19 protein-coding genes are annotated in these 18,119 nt (G+C 66.3%); 14 read left to right on the top strand and 5 right to left on the bottom strand.

Annotated features, from left to right (window positions below; all coding sequences use genetic code 11):
* Positions 1 to 119 precede the first annotated feature (119 nt).
* The 3 genes from G4D77_RS17575 (at position 120) to G4D77_RS17565 (ending at position 1,588) form a co-directional block, all read left to right on the top strand.
* Positions 120 to 893 (top strand): hypothetical protein, encoded by a 774-nt coding sequence (locus G4D77_RS17575; protein ID WP_133073285.1) that lies wholly within the window; start codon positions 120 to 122, stop codon positions 891 to 893.
* Positions 890 to 1,183 carry a hypothetical protein gene (locus tag G4D77_RS17570; protein WP_133073284.1) on the top strand — a complete coding sequence of 98 codons (294 nt, stop codon included), beginning with the start codon at positions 890 to 892 and terminating at the stop codon, positions 1,181 to 1,183. The genes G4D77_RS17575 and G4D77_RS17570 overlap by 4 nt, the downstream gene beginning before the upstream one ends.
* 123 nt (positions 1,184 to 1,306) lie before the next feature.
* The gene (locus G4D77_RS17565; RefSeq protein WP_133073283.1) at positions 1,307 to 1,588 is read left to right on the top strand and encodes a hypothetical protein; all 282 of its coding nucleotides are present in this window, start codon (positions 1,307 to 1,309) and stop codon (positions 1,586 to 1,588) included.
* A gap of 55 nt (positions 1,589 to 1,643) precedes the next feature.
* Here G4D77_RS17565 and G4D77_RS17560 read toward each other — a convergent pair whose 3' ends face one another.
* Entirely contained in the window at positions 1,644 to 1,958 is a 315-nt protein-coding gene (locus G4D77_RS17560) for a hypothetical protein (protein WP_012202185.1), read from the bottom strand.
* Between the two features lie 781 nt (positions 1,959 to 2,739).
* Here G4D77_RS17560 and G4D77_RS17555 point away from each other — a divergent pair.
* Complete coding sequence (locus G4D77_RS17555; RefSeq protein WP_154833114.1) at positions 2,740 to 3,363, top strand: pseudouridine synthase; 624 nt, start codon at positions 2,740 to 2,742, stop codon at positions 3,361 to 3,363.
* Here the strand turns inward: G4D77_RS17555 and G4D77_RS17550 are convergent.
* Together G4D77_RS17550 and G4D77_RS17545 are read right to left on the bottom strand one after the other, a co-directional pair.
* A complete protein-coding gene (locus G4D77_RS17550; RefSeq protein WP_154833112.1) occupies positions 3,360 to 4,391 on the bottom strand; it encodes a hypothetical protein in 1,032 nt (343 codons plus the stop codon). The two genes, G4D77_RS17555 and G4D77_RS17550, sit on opposite strands and share 4 nt — an antisense overlap.
* A 2-nt stretch (positions 4,392 to 4,393) precedes the next feature.
* On the bottom strand, positions 4,394 to 4,750 hold the full coding sequence (locus G4D77_RS17545) for a zinc ribbon domain-containing protein YjdM (protein WP_016452161.1): 357 nt from the start codon (positions 4,748 to 4,750) through the stop codon (positions 4,394 to 4,396).
* Between the two features lie 139 nt (positions 4,751 to 4,889).
* On the opposite strand from G4D77_RS17545, the gene G4D77_RS17540 reads away from it, so the two are divergent.
* The 3 genes from G4D77_RS17540 (at position 4,890) to G4D77_RS17530 (ending at position 7,724) form a co-directional block, all read left to right on the top strand.
* Complete coding sequence (locus tag G4D77_RS17540) at positions 4,890 to 5,783, top strand: LysR family transcriptional regulator (protein ID WP_154833110.1); 894 nt, start codon at positions 4,890 to 4,892, stop codon at positions 5,781 to 5,783.
* 94 nt (positions 5,784 to 5,877) lie between these two features.
* A complete protein-coding gene (locus tag G4D77_RS17535) occupies positions 5,878 to 6,600 on the top strand; it encodes a DsbA family oxidoreductase (RefSeq protein ID WP_154833108.1) in 723 nt (240 codons plus the stop codon).
* Positions 6,601 to 6,692: 92 nt separating this feature from the next.
* On the top strand, positions 6,693 to 7,724 hold the full coding sequence (locus tag G4D77_RS17530; protein ID WP_016448695.1) for a cyclase family protein: 1,032 nt from the start codon (positions 6,693 to 6,695) through the stop codon (positions 7,722 to 7,724).
* A gap of 174 nt (positions 7,725 to 7,898) precedes the next feature.
* Here the strand turns inward: G4D77_RS17530 and argE are convergent, their stop codons facing one another.
* Positions 7,899 to 9,062 carry an acetylornithine deacetylase gene (gene argE / locus G4D77_RS17525; protein ID WP_154833106.1) on the bottom strand — a complete coding sequence of 388 codons (1,164 nt, stop codon included), beginning with the start codon at positions 9,060 to 9,062 and terminating at the stop codon, positions 7,899 to 7,901.
* Positions 9,063 to 9,226: 164 nt separating this feature from the next.
* Between argE and G4D77_RS17520 the strand changes: the two genes are divergently transcribed.
* From G4D77_RS17520 to G4D77_RS17500, 5 genes are all read left to right on the top strand, one after another.
* Positions 9,227 to 10,540 (top strand): MFS transporter, encoded by a 1,314-nt coding sequence (locus G4D77_RS17520; RefSeq protein ID WP_154833104.1) that lies wholly within the window; start codon positions 9,227 to 9,229, stop codon positions 10,538 to 10,540.
* A gap of 301 nt (positions 10,541 to 10,841) precedes the next feature.
* Complete coding sequence (locus G4D77_RS17515) at positions 10,842 to 12,185, top strand: C4-dicarboxylate transporter DctA (RefSeq protein WP_016448698.1); 1,344 nt, start codon at positions 10,842 to 10,844, stop codon at positions 12,183 to 12,185.
* Positions 12,182 to 12,868 (top strand): GntR family transcriptional regulator, encoded by a 687-nt coding sequence (locus G4D77_RS17510; RefSeq protein ID WP_016448699.1) that lies wholly within the window; start codon positions 12,182 to 12,184, stop codon positions 12,866 to 12,868. Before G4D77_RS17515 ends, G4D77_RS17510 begins: the two co-directional genes overlap by 4 nt.
* A 171-nt stretch (positions 12,869 to 13,039) precedes the next feature.
* Entirely contained in the window at positions 13,040 to 14,383 is a 1,344-nt protein-coding gene (locus tag G4D77_RS17505) for a glycerophosphodiester phosphodiesterase family protein (protein ID WP_034368583.1), read from the top strand.
* Positions 14,384 to 14,481: 98 nt separating this feature from the next.
* Positions 14,482 to 14,853: a DUF2195 family protein gene (locus tag G4D77_RS17500; protein ID WP_061287494.1), complete on the top strand. Its 372-nt coding sequence runs from the start codon at positions 14,482 to 14,484 to the stop codon at positions 14,851 to 14,853.
* Positions 14,854 to 14,883: 30 nt separating this feature from the next.
* Here G4D77_RS17500 and G4D77_RS17495 read toward each other — a convergent pair whose 3' ends face one another.
* Positions 14,884 to 15,579 carry a GntR family transcriptional regulator gene (locus G4D77_RS17495; RefSeq protein ID WP_061287479.1) on the bottom strand — a complete coding sequence of 232 codons (696 nt, stop codon included), beginning with the start codon at positions 15,577 to 15,579 and terminating at the stop codon, positions 14,884 to 14,886.
* Between the two features lie 172 nt (positions 15,580 to 15,751).
* Here G4D77_RS17495 and G4D77_RS17490 point away from each other — a divergent pair, with 172 nt between their 5' ends.
* Complete coding sequence (locus tag G4D77_RS17490) at positions 15,752 to 17,185, top strand: aldehyde dehydrogenase (protein ID WP_061287480.1); 1,434 nt, start codon at positions 15,752 to 15,754, stop codon at positions 17,183 to 17,185.
* Between the two features lie 32 nt (positions 17,186 to 17,217).
* Positions 17,218 to 18,111, top strand: coding sequence for an NAD(P)-dependent oxidoreductase (locus tag G4D77_RS17485; RefSeq protein ID WP_061287481.1), 894 nt, complete (start codon positions 17,218 to 17,220; stop codon positions 18,109 to 18,111).
* Positions 18,112 to 18,119: the final 8 nt, after the last annotated feature.

The following is an 18,119-nucleotide window of genomic DNA, read 5'->3' as shown; positions in this document are numbered from 1 at the left end:
GTCAAATCCCGTGCGCGAAAGTGCAAACCGCCCCTTCCATTGCACCAGGGCCTTGCATAGCATCTTCCTCAACGTGAGAGCCGGCTTCAGCCGGCCGGCGTCCATACCGGAGGGAGACCATGGCAACAACTGCAAGAATTTCCGGCCCCGTGGGGCGGGCGGCAATGAATCATCCCAAAGACGTGTTCACTGTCCAGCAATTGCTCAACGGACATATGCAGCGCGATCCCTGCCGCAAACTGCTGCGCGAGGACGGCAGATGGTCCAGGGCACTGGAGCGCTCAATCGCCACCTTTCAGCAACTGTCCGGCTCGCCTGTCATGACCCAGGGCCGGATTGCACCAGCGACCCGCATGTTCGAACTGCTGGCCCAGCCTCCGGCAATCTTTGGCTACGAACGGCGCATGGCGCAATTCATGGGGCCGGAGCCGATGATCGAGGAGCCTACGATCGAGGTGTTCATTTACGACGCACTTCTCACCAGGCCGGGATCACAGTGGGGACATGCTGCAATCGATATTGATGGGAAGACCTACAGTCAGGCTCCAACAAGATATGCTGTACTGGAGCGCGAGCAATATCTTTCATCGAATTTGGCAACCGTCAAAAGAGATGTCACTGGCTTGGTGCTGAGAGTGTCTCGCGAGGAAAAGACGAAAATCAAAGCAGAACTTGAAAAGCGGGTTGCTGCTCAAAAACCGTACAGCCTTACCGAAAATAGTTGCTCAACCAATGTTGCAGAGGTATTGGAGTCAGTTGGGATTCTGGCACACGACCCGCGGTTTCAAATGTCGCCATCTACTTCGCGCTTGGTTTCACCAAAGGAGTTATTGATCATAATCTCAAGATCCAATAGAATTTTGAGAAGAATCAATTACCAGAAGAATCCATGAAATCAAGAGCTTTCGCAGCATATGCAACAGCCTTCATTGCCACCATAATGAGCGCATGCAGCAACTCCGACGAATACATGCCCGCAGGGCAATGGGAAGCAACAGAAGATTTGTATGTCTACACTACAAATGACCATCCGTTGAAAATTGCATTCGTTATAGAAAAAGGTGAGATTTGCGCTGTAAGTAAAAAACCCGTTATCAGAAAAGACTTGGGCTATTTACAGGTCTCATGCGCAAAGGGGAGCGGATGGGAGATAACAGGAAAATTCAAGAAATTGAGTAAATAAAATTATATACCTGAGCAGCCATCAAAAAATATAGCGGTCACTCAAAAATCAGACAAAAGTGCATGAAGTCAGTTCGAAATTGAATAGTCAAAACAATAGAACCAACCTTAGGGAGACTATTTAATGAGAATAATCACCAACACTACCAGAATCATCTCCGCAATAGCATTGACCGCCTGCAGTTATGAGCCAACGGGCCAATGGGAGGCAATGGATACCGTGGATATTTATAAAAACAACAATCATCCATTGATTGTCGCCTTCGTGTTGGAAAAAGGAGAAATATGTGCCATCAGCGAAGACATCATCCTAAGAAAGGATCTTGGATATGCACAGGTCTCCTGCGAGAAGGGCCGGGGATGGGATAAATCAGGAAGGTTCAAGAAACTAACTGACCTGGATTGATTTGCAGAAACCCGGGGCGCAATGCCCCGGCAGGCCTGTCACAAGAAAGCCTGAATCAGCGCTGAAACGCCGCCGCAGCAGCCGCCATTCGCCGCAGATACGCCGGGTCTTCCTGCAGGCAATGCACGTGGTTGACCTCGTCCTCCACCAGTTCCTCCATCCGCTGCGCAGCCCCGCAAATGGCCTGCAGCGCATTGGCCACCACCTCCAGATTGCGGTAGCCCTCGGGCCGCTCCAGCCAGGCCAGCGCCAGCTGGCCCAGCGAGTACACCTCGCTGCTGCCCTGCAGCGTCAGCCGGCCGATTTCGGTCACGGCATGGCTCAACTGCTGCGGCGTGGGCTGGGTCAGGGTTGTGGAAGCGGTACTCATGGCGCGACCCCTCCCATGGCAGGGACGCCTGGACGGCGCGCACACTGGATGGAGAAGGCCGAGAGAAAAACGGCGTACATGGTTTCGTGCTCCTTGCTGAGATCGAACCCACCGACCCGTGTTCTTACGCACAGACAGGTGGACGGGATGTTAAGAACACAGAGCAAGCCGTGCGGACGCCCTTGCGGGTAGCCCCATCCCGCCCAAAACCGCATGGACGAGCGGGCGCTATGCCCACTCTTTCCGAGTGATCAGACGTGACAAGGCCTCGCTAACGGGGAGGCAGCGCCGCTTACTCTAAAGGTGTTCTTACGCACCAGCCCCTGAACAGGGGGCCGCCGCAATGATAGAGGCATTCAGGACCGCAAGCGCCCCGAAGCCCCAGGCCGAGCGCAGCGAAGGCCCGCACCCACTCCCCGTATGTCCGCGCCTGCGCCGTGGCGGTTGCGGGGTTGCAGTCCTGCCGCAGGACAGGACTGCTTCGTCATCTGACTCGCTGCGGTTGTCTGAGCGGAGTTCACGCAGTGAACGCAGCGAGTTCCGCAGCGAACCCCGCAACCGCCACGGCGCAGGTTGCCCCGCAGCGCAGCGAAGGGGTCGCGGACATCCGGGTCGCCTTCTTTGATCTGACCTTTCTTGGCGAATCAAGAAAGGGCAGTCGGCTGCCGGGCCGAGACCCGGCCTCGAAAAACAACCACCCGGCAGGGGCAAAAAATCATCCCAGCCCGTGCACATCGCCGACCTGCCTGAAGCGCCCACACCAACGACAATCACCAAGCCCATGCACCCCAGAAACCGCCCCCCTCCACGCCCGGCCCTGCGCGCCCGGCCCACCTTCGCCGACCGGCCCGACACCGGCCCCTCACGCCTGCTGTGCTTCAACAAGCCCTACGGCGTACTCAGCCAGTTCACCCCCGAGGGCCGCTGGCGTGGCCTCAAGGAGTACATCGACGTGCCGGGCGTGCATGCGGCAGGCCGGCTCGACGCCGACAGCGAAGGACTGCTGCTGCTGACCAATGACGGCCCGCTGCAGGCGCGCATCGCCGATCCGCGCTTCAAGATGGAGAAGACCTACTGGGTACAGGTCGAGGGACTGCCCGACGAGGCCGCGCTGCAGGCCCTGCGCCAGGGCGTGCAGCTCAACGACGGCATGACGCTGCCCGCGCAGGCCCGCCGGCTGGAGCCGCCGCCCGTGCTGTGGCAGCGCGACCCGCCCATCCGCGTGCGCCAGAACATTCCCGACTGCTGGATCGAACTGGTCATCCGCGAAGGCCGCAACCGCCAGGTGCGCCGCATGACGGCGGCCATTGGCCACCCCACGCTGCGGCTGGTGCGCGCGGCCATCGGGCCCTACACGCTGGACGGCCTGGAGCCCGGCCAGTGGAAGGACGTGGAGCCCGCCTAGGGTTCCGGATTGTCGGTAGGTGCCACAGCCTTCCAGCGCTGCAGGCCGAGCCACGGATGAAAGCGCCGCGCCTCGCCCACCTCCACGCGCTCGACGCTGCCGGCCAGCAGCGGCCACAGGCGCTGCAATTGCGCCGAGCGCTGCTGCGTGCAGCGCCGCGCGCGGGCCAGCAGCTCGCTGCCCTGGCCCAGCAGGCGCGACAGCTCGCGCAGGCGCGGCGGCGGCAGGCATTGGGCGCTGGCCAGCATCAGCCAGGACGGTGCCTGGCCCGCCTGGGCGGGGCCGCTGGCGGCGAACTGCTCCAGCAAAGCGACATGGGCGCTGAGCAGGGGCGCGGGTGGTTTCTCGGCCAGCATGACCTCCAGCAGAGTGCCCTCGATGCGCCAGCGGGCGGGCACCACGGCGTGCTCTACCGAGTTGCCGAAGCGCGTGGACTGGCGATGGCGGACGGCACGACTGCCCTGCTCCAGCAAGGGCTGCAGCAGTTCGGCCAGGGCCTGCTCGCGCTGCGCCGTAGGCGCTTCGGCCAGCGTGATGCGCAGCGGCACGGCCTCGTAGCCGCGCAGCTGGTCGCGCCAGGCCATCCAGCCCGCCGTGTCGGGGCCGCCCAGCAGCAGGGCGAGGAAGGCGCCCAGGCCGGCCAGGGCCGATCCGGTCCACCAGGACACCTGCACAGGCTGCCGCCCGGCGATCAGCCAGCCCGTCAACCAGACCAGCGCCCCGGCGCAGGTGGCTGCCAGCAGGCCCATGCCGAAGGCAAGGAAGGGCGCGCCATCGAGCCGGTCGGGCAGCAGCACCAGCATGGCCACGCAGGCCGCGCCGGCGCACAGCGCAACGGCCCACCAGCCCGCCACGGGCAGGGTGCGCGCGGTGCGCTCGGTGCGCTCTGTGTGGCCTATGCGCCCCGCCACCGCAAGCAGCATGAGGGCCACCACCGCGCCAGCGGTCAGCGCAATGAACAGGGGCGCAAACACCCACAGCGCCAGCAGCCCGAGGACCGCCGATACCGCAAGCGACAGCGCCAGCATGCTCAGGCCTTCTTCAGGAACTCCGACTTGAGCAGCATGGAGCCCAGTTCGGTCTTGCAGTCCACGTTGTGGCCGTCGGCGCCATCGACCAGGCGGATGCCCTTGATCTTGCTGCCCTTCTTGAGCACGGTGGACGAGCCCTTGACCTTGAGGTCCTTCACCAGGATCACGGCATCGCCGTCGGCCAGCGCATTGCCGTTGGCGTCGCGCACGATGCCGTCGCCAGCGGCGGCTTCGCCGGCCTCTTCTTCGGCCTGCATGGGCCATTCGAAGGCGCAGTCGGGGCAGATGTAGCTGGCGGCGTCGGGATAGGTGTTTTCAAGGCCGCACTGGGGGCAGGCGGGAGTGGTCTGGGGCATGGGATTGAACAGATTCGGTGAAGACAAAGAGGCGCGGCGGGCGCGCCGTACCTGGCGATTGTCGCCCCTGCCCCCGCAGGCATGCCCCGGCAAACCCGAGCGGCCTGCTACGCTGCGCGCCACTCTTTGCTTTTTCCCCATGGATACGCTGACCCCCTTGCGCGCCTTCCGGCGCATCGTAGAACTGGGCTCCATCGCCAAGGCGGCCGACGCGCTGAACCTGTCCTCGGCCGCGCTGAGCAAGCAGCTGCGCGCGCTCGAAGCCCATCTGGGCGCCGTGCTGCTGCAGCGCACCACGCGCCGCATGAGCCTGACCGACACGGGCCAGGCCTACTACGCCGAGTGCTGCCGCCTGCTCGATGAATTCGATGCGCTGGAGCAGTCGGTGCGCGCGCAGTCGCAGCAGGTGGCCGGCCGGCTGCGCGTGAATGCGCCGCTGTCGTTTGCGCTGAGCACGCTGTCGCCGCTGCTGGCGCGCTTCATGCAGCGCCATCCGCAGCTGCAGATCGACCTGTCCATGGAAGACCGGCTGGTGGATGCGGTGGGCCAGGGCTTCGATGTATCCATCCGCCTGAGCGCGGAGCTGGCGGACTCCTCGCTGATCGCGCGGCGCCTGGCCTCGCTGTCGCAGATGCTGTGCGCGGCCCCGTCCTATCTGCAGGCGCATGGCCGCCCGGCCAGTGCCGCCGGGCTGCGCGACCATGCGCTGCTGAACTACAGCCTGGCGCATGCGCCCCGCGAAGCGGGCGAGAGCCCCCAGGCGCCATCCGAGGCGCGCGCCAACGTCAACAACAGCCTGATGCTGCGCGACCTGCTGGTGGCGGGCCTGGGCATTGGCGCCCTGCCCTCGTTCCTGGCGCGGCCGGCGATTGCGGCAGGCCAGCTGGTCGCACTGGACCTTGCGGACCAGGCCGCGCAGGCCCGCCATGTCTACGCGGTCTATCCCACGCAGCGCCACCTGCTGCCCAAGGTGCGCGCCTTCGTGGACTTCCTGGCCGAGGAGCTGCCCGCCGCCATGGGCGAGGATTGTTGACGCCGCGTTAAGAGTTCCTCAAGCGCGCGCCCCTTTTTCGCGCCGGGCCTGCGGCCTACGCTTGCCGTCCATCACAGCCATGAAGGACACAAGCATGACGCAATGCAATGATTTTTCCTGCGCCCTGCCCGCGCAGGATGCGGCGGCCGCCTCGCCGCAGCAGGCCCTGCAGGCGGCGCCCGCAGCGGCGCCTGCGGTCGCCCCCGCCATCGACTTCTTCCATGACGTGGTCTGCGGCTGGTGCTACGTGATGTCGCCACGCCTGCGCCAGGTGGCGCGCGAGCTGGGCCTGCGCGTGCGCCACCGCAGCTTCGTGCTGCAGGCCTCGCGCGCCGAGATGGTGGCGGCCTTCGGCTCCATGGAGCGCGCCAAGCAGGTCATCCTGGAGCACTGGCAGGCCTGCGCGGAGCATGACGACGAGGACCGCATCGACATCGAGGGCATGCGCCGCGAGGCCTTCGAGTACCCCAGCGGCATGGCCGGCGCACTGGCCTGCCAGGCGGCCCAGATCCTGGGCGGCGATGACGCGCACTGGGATCTGTTCGACGCCATCCAGCATGCCCACATGAGCGAGCACCGCAACATCGGCGACGCCGAAGTGCTGCTGGACATCGCCACGCGCACGGGCTTCGAGCGCAACGCCTTCGCAGGCTGCATGGAAGGCGCCCAGGCGCTGGAGCAGGTGCGCCAGGACCGCGCTCTGGCGCAGCGCATGGGCCTGCGCTCCATTCCCACGCTGATCGCGCCGGGCCTGCCTCCGCTGCAGACCCAGTCGCTGGCTGCGCTGCGCGAACGGCTGCACTTCCTGGCGGCCTGAGCGCCCCCGTCTTTGCTTTTTTTCATCGGCGTTTTCCGCCTTCCCTCGCGCGCGGCATGCGCGCCCTCTTTCAGCAGACCAAGGACTCTTGCATGACTCTCCAACGCTTCGCTCGCCGCATGGCGCTGCCCTCTCTCGTGATCGCCCTGGCCGCCGCCTTCGCGGGCACCGCGGCCCAGGCTCATGGCGGCCACGAGCCCCCGGCCGGCGCACGCCAGGACGTGGGCACCAGCCCCTGGGGGCCGGCCGACGAGATCGGCCGCCTGAACCTGATCACGCCGGCCTCGCGCGCGGCCATCCTGCAGCGCATCACGGGTGGGCAGGTCTATGACCTGGCCACCGAGTACTACGTGGGCATGCCCAGCTGGCAGGACGCGGGCGATCCGCACTACCAGTTCTGGATGACGCACACGCCGCGCGGCACCGTGGTGGACGACCCGATGAACGTGGGCAAGGACATGAACGCCACGCGCAGCTACACGGGCACGGCGTTTTCCATGTACAGCCACACGGGCACGCACATCGATGCGCTCAACCACTTCGGCATCCGCGGCAGGATCTGGAACGGCTTCAGCGCAGACCAGCACCTGGGCGACCGGGGCTGGCAGCGCACGGGCATAGAGAAATTCCCGCCGCTGGTGGCGCGCGGCGTGCTGATCGACGTGGCGGCCGCCAAGGGCCTGGAGATGCTGCCCGACCAGTACCGCATCACGCGCCAGGACCTCAAGGATGCGCTGGCACGCCAGAAGGTGACGCTGCAGGAGGGCGACATCGTGCTGGTGCGCACGGGCCGCATGAAGCTGTACGGCCAGCCCCAGGCCTACATGGCCAAGCCGCCGGGCCTGGGCCTGGATGCCGCGCGCTTCCTGGTGGAGGAAGGCGGCGCCATGATCGTGGGCGCCGACAACCTGAGCCTGGAGACGTTCCCGTCCGAGGTGGACGACGACTACGTACCGCTGCACAGCTACCTGCTGGCGCAAAAGGGCGTGCCCATCATGGAGCTGGTGGCGCTGGACGACCTGTCGCGCGACAAGGTCTACGAGTTCGCCTTCATCGGCGGCCCGCTCAAGATCCGCGGCGGCGACGCCGCGCCGCTGCGGCCCATCGCCATCCCGGTGCGCTGAGCGGGGCAAGACGAGATTTCTTGAGCTTGACCTCGAAACTCCCGCGCCCCCAAGGCGAGGGACACCGAGCAAGGGCCTACGCCGGCCGCGCCGCCCCGCAGCAAGGGTGTCGCCGGCTGCCCGTACGCCCCCCTCCGAAGAGAGGGGGAAGGCGCGAAGCGACTCAGGGGGTGATCACAGACTCGTGCCCATTTTGCTGAGGAAGCGCTCGCAGGCGTCGAGCTGGGCCAGCTCGACGAACTCGTCGGGCTTGTGCGCCTGCTCGATGGAGCCGGGGCCGCAGACCACGGTGGGAATGCCGGCGTTGTGGAACAGGCCGGCCTCGGTGCCGTAGGCCACCTTGCGCTTTTCCTGGTCGGCGGTCAGCGCGCGCACCAGCTGGGTGATGGCGGCTTCTTCCGAGGCTTCCAGCGCAGGCGCGCTGGCGCCGGCCTCGATCTCGATGCGCGCGTCGGCGAATTCGGCGCGCATGCGCGGCAGCAGTTCGTCGCGCACATAGGACTCGACCTGGGCCTGGATGCCATCCACCGACATGCCGGGCAGGTTGCGGAATTCATAGGCGAATTCGCACAGCTCGGGGATGGTGTTGACCGCGATGCCGCCCTGGATCTGGTTGGTGGTCATGGTGGTGAAGGGCACGTCGAAGAATTCGTCGTAGGGGCCGTGCGCCTTGAAGTGGTCGGCGATGTCCCGGATGCGACAGATCAACCGCGCCGCGTACTCGATGGCATTGCTGCCGCGCGGCGTGAGCGACGAATGCGCGGCCTTGCCGTGCACGCGGCAGCGGTAGAGGTTGATGCCCTTGTGCGCCACCACGACCTGCATGCTGGTGGGCTCGCCGACCACGCAGCCGTCGAAGCGCGCGCCCTCGGCCTTGAGCTGGTTGATCATCACGGGCGCGCCCGCGCAGCCGATTTCCTCGTCGTACGAGAAGGCCAGGTGCACGGGCCTGGCGCGCTGCGTGGCCAGGAATTCGGGCACCAGCGCCAGCGAGGCGGCGATGAAGCCCTTCATGTCGCAGCTGCCGCGACCATAGAGGCGCCCGCCCTTTTCGGTGAGCGCAAAGGGGTTGGTGCTCCACTGCTGGCCATCGACCGGCACCACGTCGGTATGGCCGGACAGCACGATGCCACCCTGCGTTTCGCCATTGCTGGCCGGCAAAGTGGCGAAGAGATTGGCCTTGGCGCCGTCCGGAGAGTGGAACAATCGGGCACTCACGCCCAGCGTGGCCAACTCATCGCGTACACACTCGATCAGCGCCAGGTTGGAGTTGCGGCTGGTGGTGTCGAATGCGACCAGTGTTTCCAGCCAGTCGCGGGTGTTTTTCCAGGTAGTCATGTGGTTCCATCTGCGCCATGGCCTGCGCCGCCCTTCGTGGACGACGCAGGCCATGGCATAGGCATTGCATATGGCGAAGCAGTGTACGCCCGGGTTGCGGCCCGGGCAGGCACGCCGACCCATGCCCCGGGCGTGACTGCCGTCTTTTCAATCCCTTTTCGGAAATGGACCCTGCTTTGACCAAGCAAACCGTCTCGACCCGCAACATCGTGGCTGCCGTCATCGGCAACGCGCTGGAGTGGTATGACTTCCTGGTGTTCGCCTTCATGACACCCATCGTCGCCAAGCTGTTCTTCCCCAGCAATCCCGACAATCCGGACGACAACATCAACCGCATCCTGATGACCACGGCCGTGTTCGGCGTGGGCTTTTTCATGCGGCCCGTGGGCGGCGTCCTGCTGGGCCTGTACGGGGACCGCAAGGGTCGCAAGGCGGCCATGGTGATGGTGACCGGCCTGATGGCCGTGGCCATCGCGCTGATCACGCTGGCGCCCACGTATGCGGCGGTGGGCATCCTGGCGCCGCTGTTCATCGTGCTGGCGCGGCTGCTGCAGGGCTTTGCGGCCGGCGGCGAGTTCGGCACGTCCACGGCACTGCTGATCGAGCTGGCACCGCCCGGCAAGCGCGGCTTCTATGGTTCCTGGCAGATGGCCGGCCAGATGCTGGCCCTGCTGATCGGCGCGGCCACGGGCACGCTGATCACCGAGATCTTCACCGAGGAAGAGCTGATGGCCTGGGCCTGGCGCGTGCCCTTCGCCGTGGGCCTGCTGATCGTTCCCGTGGCGCTGTACATCCGCCGCCATGTGGAGGAGCCCGAGGTCTTCAAGGAAATGCAGGCCGCGCAGGCCAGCGGCAAGGCGCGCCAGATCGGCATCATGGAGATGCTGCGCACGCATGCGCGCGAGACGCTGGTGGGCATGGGCCTGGTGGTCACGGCCACGGTGTCCATCTACATCACCTTCACCTATCTGGTGACCTATGCCACGGTGACGCTGAAGCTGCCCATGCGCGATGCCTTCATGGTGCAGATGGCCGGCGCCGCGCTGATGGTGGTGATCATGCCGTTCTTCGGCGCCCTGTCGGACCGCGTGGGCCGCCGCATGCTGACCATCGGCTCGCTGATCGGCTACCTGGTGGTGCTCTACCCGCTGTATGCCTGGCTGACCGACGGCCCCACGGTGCAGAAGCTGCTGATCACCCAGCTGGTGGTCTGCGTGTTCGTGGCCGTGTTCTTCGGCGTGTTCAGCACGGTGATGGCCGAGCTGTTCCCGCCCCAGGTGCGTTCGGCCGGCATGTCCATGGCCTACAACGTGGCGGTGATGATCTTCGGCGGCTTCGCGCAGTTCATCGTGACCTGGCTGATCCGCTCCACGGGCTCGCCCATGGCGCCGGCCTTCTATGTGATGTTCGGCGTGACGCTGGGCCTGCTGGCGGCCTTCTTCATCAAGGACCGCGCGATGGAGCGCAACCTGCGCTGATCCCCCCCGGGCGGCGCGCCCTGCGCCGCCCTCGCGCATGCCCCGGCACGGGGCCTGCACAGCCTTGCCGCACGCCGCGCGCACCATGCGCGGGCATGCCGGCCCCCGCCCTGCACCACGGCGGGGAGGCCCGCCCGCATCTGCCGATTTCATGCAGAAAAAGTCAGGGCTGAACTTCTCTGGAGTGCCGCAAATCCGCAGGGAATACCCTCTGCTGGCACGCGTTTCGCTTGTCTACATTCTTGCATGCAAGTTGCAGAGCCACTTGCATACAAGATTCCACAACTTGCGAAAGACGACTATGCGCCGCTTTGCCAGATCACTGTTCGGACAGGTGGTGATCGCACTCATCCTGGGTGTGCTCGCCGGAATATTGGCCCCTGAATGGGCCGTGAAACTCAAGCCCCTGGGCGATGGCTTCATCAAGCTCATCAAGATGATCATTCCCGTGCTGGTGTTCTGCGTGGTGGTGCACGGCATCGCGGGCGCGGGCGACCTCAAGCGCGTGGGCCGGGTCGGCGTCAAGTCGCTGATCTACTTCGAGGTGCTGACCACCATCGCCCTGGTGCTGGGCCTGGTGCTGGCCTTCGTGTTCCAGCCCGGCGCGGGCATGAACGTGGACCCGAGCAAGCTCGACGCCTCGGCCATGAGCGCCTATGCCAGCAACGCCGACAAGCTGACCAGCGGCGGCACGGTGGACTTCCTGATGAAGCTCATCCCCACCACCGTGGTGCAGGCCTTTGCCACGGGCGACGTGCTGCAGGTGCTGCTGTTCGCCGTGCTGTTCGGCTGCGCACTGACCATGCTGGGCGAGCGCGGCGCGCCCGTGCATGCGCTGATCGACACGCTGTCGAACGTGCTGTTCAAGATCATGGGCATCCTCATCAAGCTGGCGCCGCTGGGCGTGCTGGGCGCCATCGCCTTCACCGTGGGCCAGTACGGCATAGGCTCGCTCAAGCAGCTGGGCATGCTGGTGCTGCTGTTCTACGTGGCCGTGATCTTCTTCGTCTTCGTGGTGCTGGGCCTGGTGATGCGCTTTTCGGGCTTCAGCCTGATCAAGCTGCTGCGCTACCTGCGCGAGGAGCTGATGGTGGTCTTCGCCACCACCTCCTCGGACAGCGTGCTGCCCCAGATCATGGCCAAGCTGCGCAACCTGGGCGTGCGCGACTCCACCGTGGGTCTGGTGATTCCCACGGGCTACTCGTTCAACCTGGACGCCTTCTCCATCTACATCACGCTGGCGGCCGTGTTCATCGCCCAGGCCACGAACACGCCCATCGGCATGGCCGACCTGCTGACCATCCTGGCGATTGCGCTGGTGACCTCCAAGGGCGCCCACGGCGTGCCGGGCTCGGCCATCGTGGTGCTGGCGGCCACGCTGCATGCGATTCCGGCCATCCCCGCCATCGGCCTGGTGCTGGTGCTGTCGGTGGACTGGTTCATGGGCATTGCCCGCGCGCTGGGCAACCTGATCGGCAACTGCGTGGCCACGGTGGCCATCGCGGCCTGGGAAGGTGACATCGACCGCGAGCGCGCCCATGCCGTGCTCAACGGCCTGGCCGACAATCAGGGGCCCGACGCCGAGCCCTCCGGCGCCGCCGCCGTCCCCGCAACCGTGACTCCTGCCCACCCTGCAACGCAATGACACCTGTAAGCCCCCAGCACATCGCCGAGCGCGTCGTCGAAGCCATCCTGGCCCAGAAACTGGCGCCCGGCGAACGGCTGGGGGAGCAGGAACTGGCCGACAACTTCGAGGTCAGCCGCACCATGGTGCGCGAGGCGCTGATGCAGCTGCAGGCGCGCGGCTTCGTGCAGGTGCAGCCCCGGCGCGGCTGGTACGTGGTCCAGCCCTCGGCCGAGGAGGCGCAGGACGCCTTCGCGGCGCGCCGCATCATCGAGACCGGCATCCTGGGCGAGGCCGGGCGCCCCCTGCAAAGCGTGATCGGCCAGCTGCGCCGCCACATCGCCCAGGAGCAGGAGGCCATTGCGGGCGCCGACGCCGCCACGCGCGCCTTCCTGCTGGCCGACTTCCACGTCTGCCTGGCCGAGCAGATGGGCCACCGCCTGCTGGCGCTCACCCTGCGCGACCTCACGGCCCGCACCACGCTGGCGGCCACCTTGTTCCAGTCCACGCACAGCGCCAGCCAGTCCTGCGCCGAGCACGAGCGCATCGTCGAGGCCCTGGAGCGCGGCGACACCGAGGGCGCCAAGGCCCTGCTGCTGGAGCACATCGGCACGGTGGAGCGTTCGCTGGAGATCCGCCCGAGCGAGGCGCCCGACGCCGGCGACCGCCTGCGTGCCACGCTGGCGCCCCTGTTCGGGGGATAACCCTGTGTCGGAGGGTCGGCAAATTTCCACCGACCGTCGCTAAAACGCCAATCCGGGCCCTACGGGGCGCACTGTCATGGTGCCGACACGGCTGACTGCATACGCTGCTGAGCTGGCGCATTGCGCGCCGTTCATCAACCCACCACTGCTTCGGATATGACCCAACGTCCTATGTCCTTTTCCCGCACTCCCCTGCTCGCGTCCCTGTGCGCGGCTGCAGTCCTCACGGCCTGCGGCGGCGACGGCGGCTCGTTCTACCTCACGCTCGACGGAAAGCAGCCCCAGGTGATCGCCCACCGCGGCTTCTCGGGCAAGTTCCCGGAGCAGACGCGCATGGCCTACGAGGCCGCCGCCGACGCGGGCGCGGACATGCTCGAACTCGACATGCACCTGACGAAGGACTGCCAGCTGGTCGCCCGCCACAACGCCTGGCTCAGCGACAGCACCAACGTGGCCGACGTGGCCAAGACCAATGCCGAAGTGGCGCGCCGCCAGCGCACTGCGGCCGGCGTGCTGGTCAACGTGAAGTACCCCGCCGTGCCTGCCAACGGCCCCTCGCAATACCTGAGCGACCAGCTCGATGCCAACGATCCCAAGTCCGTGCTCAAGGCCCTGGTGGTCGATGGCGAGGACCACCGCAACGACTGGTCCATCAGCGACTTCACGATGCAGGAGCTGCGCACCTGGCTGGGCGGCACGATCCTGGACAACCGCAGCGAGCGCCCCACCGAGTGGAACGGCAAGCTGCCCCTGATCAGCGCCCAGGACGTGCTGGACATCGCCGCCGCCAAGGGCAAGGCCCTGGGCCGCACCATCCCCGTCTACGCCGAAACCAAGAACCCGTACTGGAACAACCAGCAGGCGATCGCCAACGGCTGCGGCGCGCCCGGCTCGCGCCCGTTTGAAGACGCGGTGATCAAGCTGCTGGACCAGAACAAGCTCAACGCCAAGGATTCGCCCATCTACATCCAGAGCTTCGACCCGGCCAGCCTCAAGTACCTGCGCCAGGCCGGCATGAAGGCCAAGGGCGTGCAGCTGATCGACGGCAACGACTTCAATCTGCGCGACGGCTCCATGGTCTACATCACCAACGATGAGTGGACCTTCATCAGCGGCCGCCCCTACAGCTGGACCCTGGCCGGCGACGCGCGCACCTTCGCCACCATGCTCACGCCCGCAGGCCTGGCCGAGATCAAGACCTATGCCGACGGCATCGGCCCCTGGAAGCCCCAGGTCCTGGCCCACTCCGTCGTGCCCTACAAGGACGGCGCCGGCCTCAAGGACGTGAACACCGTCAAGGACACGGGCCTGATCCGCGACGCCCACAAGGCCGGCCTGATCGTGCACAGCTTCACCTTCCGCAACGAGCCGGGCCGCCTGGCCGGCCTGTACAAGGGCGACCCCGTGCAGGAATACCTGGCCTACTACCGCCTGGGCATCGACGGCGTGTTCACCGACTTCACGGACACGGCCGTGACGGCGCGCAAGGCGTACAACAAGGAAATCGGTCTCTGAAACTCCCATCCCGCTGACCCATGACAAGGCGCCTCGTGCGCCTTGTTTTTTGGGCACGGCATCGGGCATCCAACCGAACGGAGGCACACTTGTACGGCATGAACAGATACGCAATATCGGCCGCTCTTTTGGCTGGGTCCGCCTTTGCCGCCCCTGCCGACCAGATAACGTTTCAGAACGATCTTTCAGCCTGCGTGTCGATCACGGCGACGAAGACTTCCACAGAGTCCAACGTGGTGTGGGCGAACACCCGTGTTCAACTGCGCAAATCGATTGGCGAGTGCGGATGCCTTTCGGCTCTGGCGACCTACACGAGCAGCGTGAACCGAGGGGGCGTCCGGCAGGAACTGCAGGAAGGCCTGACCGACCTGGGCAGCGGAGGGGAGAGAAAACTCGTCCTTGCGACCGACCCGGCCCTGGTCGCCAACAAGGAGGTGCGGGTTCGGCTGGCGTGCACCGGGCCCTTGTAGGGCGCCATTGAGCCACACAGTGGCATACCGCTAGCGCAGCAGATAGCGCTCCGCATAGATCTGCCGGGCGCGCCCCATATGGCGCAGGGCCAGGTCGCACAGCAAATTCCTGTCGCCAGCCTCCAGCGCCTCGACCATCAACGCATGCTCCTGCCGCGCCACGACCAGCGCCTCCTGGTCGGCAATCGCATAGGCGCGTGCGGGAAAGCTCAGCCAGTCGTGCAGGCGTATCGACTCTTCCAGATAAGGGTTGTCGCACAGGCCGTAGAACAATCGGTGGAAGGCCATGTTGGTGCGGTGGATGGCGATCAGGTCGCCGGACTCCACGGCCAGCGCATGTTCATGCGCGGCATGGGCCACTGGCTCCAGGCGTTCTGGCGGCACCGGCAGTTGCATGGCCTGCACGGCCGCCGCGTGCAGCACGCTGCGCAGGTGGTAGAGGTCTTGCAGGCTTTGCGCGTCGAAGCGCCGTATGCGGGCTCCCAAATGGGGCGGCTTGACCACGACGCCCAGGCGCTGCAGCTCGGTCAGCGCGGCACGCACCACGTGGCGCTTGGCCTCGTAGTCTTCCATCAGGTGGTCTTCGATCAGCCGCGTGCGGGGCAGGATGCGGCCCCGGATGATGTCCGTCTCTATGGCGGCTATCACGGCCGCCACCTGCGCCGGCAGCGCCGCATGGGGAAAGGCGGCCTCTTTTTCCCGGCCTGATCGCTGTTGCTTGCTCATGTCTCTTGGTTCTTTCAGTCGGGGTGGCAAGTGCATGCAAGCCATGCTCCAGGCCCCGCCCGCCCTGCATCTTATTGATAGTTTCATCGCCTTTTTTGGCGACAACGTGCCCGTTGAGTTTCGCGCCGCGCACTCCTAGACTGCGCCCGAAAGTCAACCCAGGAACCCTCTCATGGCCTCCACGCACGCCGCCGAAATCATCAGCACCAATCCCGCCAACGGGCAGGAGATCGCCCGCATCGCCACCACCACGCCCGAGCAACTGGACGCTGCCGTCACGCGGGCCTGGCATGCCTTCCACCATTCTGGCTGGAAGTCGCTGCTGCCCCACAAGCGCGCCCTGGTGCTGCAGGCCATCGCCGACGGCCTGGCCGCCGAGAAGGAGTCTCTGGCACGGCTGCAGATGCAGGACAACGGCAAGCCGCTGGGCGAATGCCGGGGCATGGTGGAGTCGGCCATAGGCACCTTCCGCTACTACGCAGGCGTCTGCGAGACGCTGGAGACCGATGTGACGCCGGCGCGCGGCGACTATGTGTCCTTCACCGTGCTGGAGCCCTTTGGCGTGGTGGCGGCCATCACGCCGTGGAACTCGCCCATCATGAACGACGCCACCAAGGTCGCGCCCGCGCTGGCGGCCGGCAATGCGGTGATCCTCAAGCCCTCGGAAGATTCTCCGCTGCTGGCGCCCGAGCTGGCGCGCATCGCGCTGGCGTCCGGCCTGCCGCAGGACATGCTGCAGGTGGTGCAGGGCCGCGGGGCCGATGTGGGCGCCGCCCTGGTCGCGCATCCGGGCATCCGCATGATCTCGTTCACGGGCGGGACGACCTCAGGCAGGGCCATTGCCCGCGTGGCCGGCGACCGCCTGGTGCCCGCCGCGCTGGAGTTGGGCGGCAAGTCGCCGCACGTGGTGTTTGCCGACGCCAACCGCACGCATGCCGTGGCCGCCGTGGTGGCGGGTATCTTCGGCTCGGCAGGCCAGTCCTGCGTGGCGGGCTCGCGCCTGTTCATCGAGCAAAGCATCTATGACGAGGTGCTGGAGCAGGTGGTGGCGCGCGCCAAAGGCCTGCGCCTGGCCTTGCCCGACGCCGAGGGCGTGGAGATGGGCCCGCTGGCCTCGTTCCACCACCGCGAGCGCGTGGCGGCCTTCGTGGAGCGTGCGCGCGCCGAGGGTGGCCACGTGCTGTGCGGCGGCGCGGCGCCCACGGGCACGGACTTCGACGACGGGGCCTTCTACCTGCCTACGGTGATCGACGGCCTGCCGGCCAGCGCCGCATCCTGCCAGGAAGAAGCCTTCGGCCCCGTGCTCGTGGCGCTGCCCTTCAAGGACGAGGCGGACCTCGTCGCCCAGGCCAACGGCACGGCCTTCGGCCTGGCCTGCGGCATCTGGACCGAGAACTTCCAGCGCGCCTGGCGCATGGGCCGCGCGCTGGAGGCCGGCTCGGTCTGGATCAACACCTACAAGCAGTCGGTGACCAGCACGCCCTTTGGCGGCTTCAAGAACAGCGGCATAGGCCGCGAAAAGGGCATAGACGGCCTGCGCCTGTACGCCCAGGTCAAGAGCATGTACTTAGGCCTGCACGCCCAGCCGCTGTCCGTGGCCAAGTGAAGCCCTTTCCCAACACAGCAGAGACAAGCACCATGAACCAGAACACTCGCGTCGCCATCTACGGCCTCGGCAATATGGGCTACCCGCTGGCCGAACGCATAGGCCGCCATTTCGCCACCCAGGTCTTCGATCTCGATGCCGCACAACGGCAGCGCGCGCAGGACAGCTTCGGCGCCACCGCCATCACCGGGCCCGAGGATGTATCTGCCACGCAGACCGTGGTGCTGTGCCTGCCCTCGCCCGCCATCTCGCTGTCCGTGCTCGCGCAGATCGTGCCCCGGCTGCCACGCGGTGCCGTGGTGGTGGAGACCAGCACGGTCAATCCCGAGCACATCCATGCGCAGCACAAGCTGCTGGCGCCTTATGGAGTGGACCTGATCGACGCATCCATCATGGCCGGCGTGGGCCAGATGGTGGCCGGCACGGCCTCGCTGGCCCTGGGCGGATCGCCCGAGGCGATTGCGCGCGTGCAGCCGGTGCTGGATGCCATTGCCAGCCGCCAGACCTGGTTCGGCGCGCTGGGCGCGGGCGCGGCGGCCAAGGTGATCAACAACGCCGTCGCCCATGCGGTGATGGTGGTCGTGGCCGAGGCAGGCGCCATGGCCACGGCCGCTGGCGTGCAGTGCGACAAGCTCATCGCCCTGCTGTCCGATGCGCAGATGGGCCTGCACCGGCCGCTGACCTACCGTTATGCCGAGCGCGTCGTCAACGGCGACTACGCGGGCGGCATGCCGCTGGATGCGGCGCGCAAGGACTCGGTGCTGGCCCTGCAATTGGCCCAGACGCTGGGCGTGCCGCTGTTCGCCATACAGGGCTCGCACAGCGTCTACGACATGGCCGCCGCCGCCGGCTACGGCCGCGAAGACTATGCCGCCGTGGCCAAGCTCTGGGCCGACTGGGGCTGCCCCACCGTCCCTGCTGCCTGAGCGCAGGG

The organism is Delftia sp. WY8, assembly GCF_018437695.1.
In the GTDB taxonomy this organism is placed as follows: domain Bacteria; phylum Pseudomonadota; class Gammaproteobacteria; order Burkholderiales; family Burkholderiaceae_C; genus Comamonas; species Comamonas tsuruhatensis.
The sequence above is the reverse complement of the archived record's forward strand: the minus strand, read 5'-3'. Positions and strand labels throughout refer to the sequence as shown.

Excerpts from the sequence above, each read along its gene's own strand:
- G4D77_RS17555 (WP_154833114.1), top strand. The coding sequence starts at position 2,740 with ATGCACCCCAGAAACCGCCCCCCTCCACGCCCGGCCCTGCGCGCCCGG.
- G4D77_RS17535 (WP_154833108.1), top strand. The coding sequence starts at position 5,878 with ATGACGCAATGCAATGATTTTTCCTGCGCCCTGCCCGCGCAGGATGCG.
- G4D77_RS17490 (WP_061287480.1), top strand. The coding sequence starts at position 15,752 with ATGGCCTCCACGCACGCCGCCGAAATCATCAGCACCAATCCCGCCAAC.
- G4D77_RS17530 (WP_016448695.1), top strand. The coding sequence starts at position 6,693 with ATGACTCTCCAACGCTTCGCTCGCCGCATGGCGCTGCCCTCTCTCGTG.
- G4D77_RS17540 (WP_154833110.1), top strand. The coding sequence starts at position 4,890 with ATGGATACGCTGACCCCCTTGCGCGCCTTCCGGCGCATCGTAGAACTG.
- G4D77_RS17495 (WP_061287479.1), bottom strand. The coding sequence starts at position 15,579 with ATGAGCAAGCAACAGCGATCAGGCCGGGAAAAAGAGGCCGCCTTTCCC.
- G4D77_RS17575 (WP_133073285.1), top strand. The coding sequence starts at position 120 with ATGGCAACAACTGCAAGAATTTCCGGCCCCGTGGGGCGGGCGGCAATG.
- G4D77_RS17500 (WP_061287494.1), top strand. The coding sequence starts at position 14,482 with ATGAACAGATACGCAATATCGGCCGCTCTTTTGGCTGGGTCCGCCTTT.
- G4D77_RS17560 (WP_012202185.1), bottom strand. The coding sequence starts at position 1,958 with ATGAGTACCGCTTCCACAACCCTGACCCAGCCCACGCCGCAGCAGTTG.
- G4D77_RS17510 (WP_016448699.1), top strand. The coding sequence starts at position 12,182 with ATGACACCTGTAAGCCCCCAGCACATCGCCGAGCGCGTCGTCGAAGCC.
- G4D77_RS17565 (WP_133073283.1), top strand. The coding sequence starts at position 1,307 with ATGAGAATAATCACCAACACTACCAGAATCATCTCCGCAATAGCATTG.
- G4D77_RS17485 (WP_061287481.1), top strand. The coding sequence starts at position 17,218 with ATGAACCAGAACACTCGCGTCGCCATCTACGGCCTCGGCAATATGGGC.
- G4D77_RS17545 (WP_016452161.1), bottom strand. The coding sequence starts at position 4,750 with ATGCCCCAGACCACTCCCGCCTGCCCCCAGTGCGGCCTTGAAAACACC.
- G4D77_RS17550 (WP_154833112.1), bottom strand. The coding sequence starts at position 4,391 with ATGCTGGCGCTGTCGCTTGCGGTATCGGCGGTCCTCGGGCTGCTGGCG.
- G4D77_RS17520 (WP_154833104.1), top strand. The coding sequence starts at position 9,227 with ATGGACCCTGCTTTGACCAAGCAAACCGTCTCGACCCGCAACATCGTG.
- argE (WP_154833106.1), bottom strand. The coding sequence starts at position 9,062 with ATGACTACCTGGAAAAACACCCGCGACTGGCTGGAAACACTGGTCGCA.
- G4D77_RS17515 (WP_016448698.1), top strand. The coding sequence starts at position 10,842 with ATGCGCCGCTTTGCCAGATCACTGTTCGGACAGGTGGTGATCGCACTC.
- G4D77_RS17570 (WP_133073284.1), top strand. The coding sequence starts at position 890 with ATGAAATCAAGAGCTTTCGCAGCATATGCAACAGCCTTCATTGCCACC.
- G4D77_RS17505 (WP_034368583.1), top strand. The coding sequence starts at position 13,040 with ATGTCCTTTTCCCGCACTCCCCTGCTCGCGTCCCTGTGCGCGGCTGCA.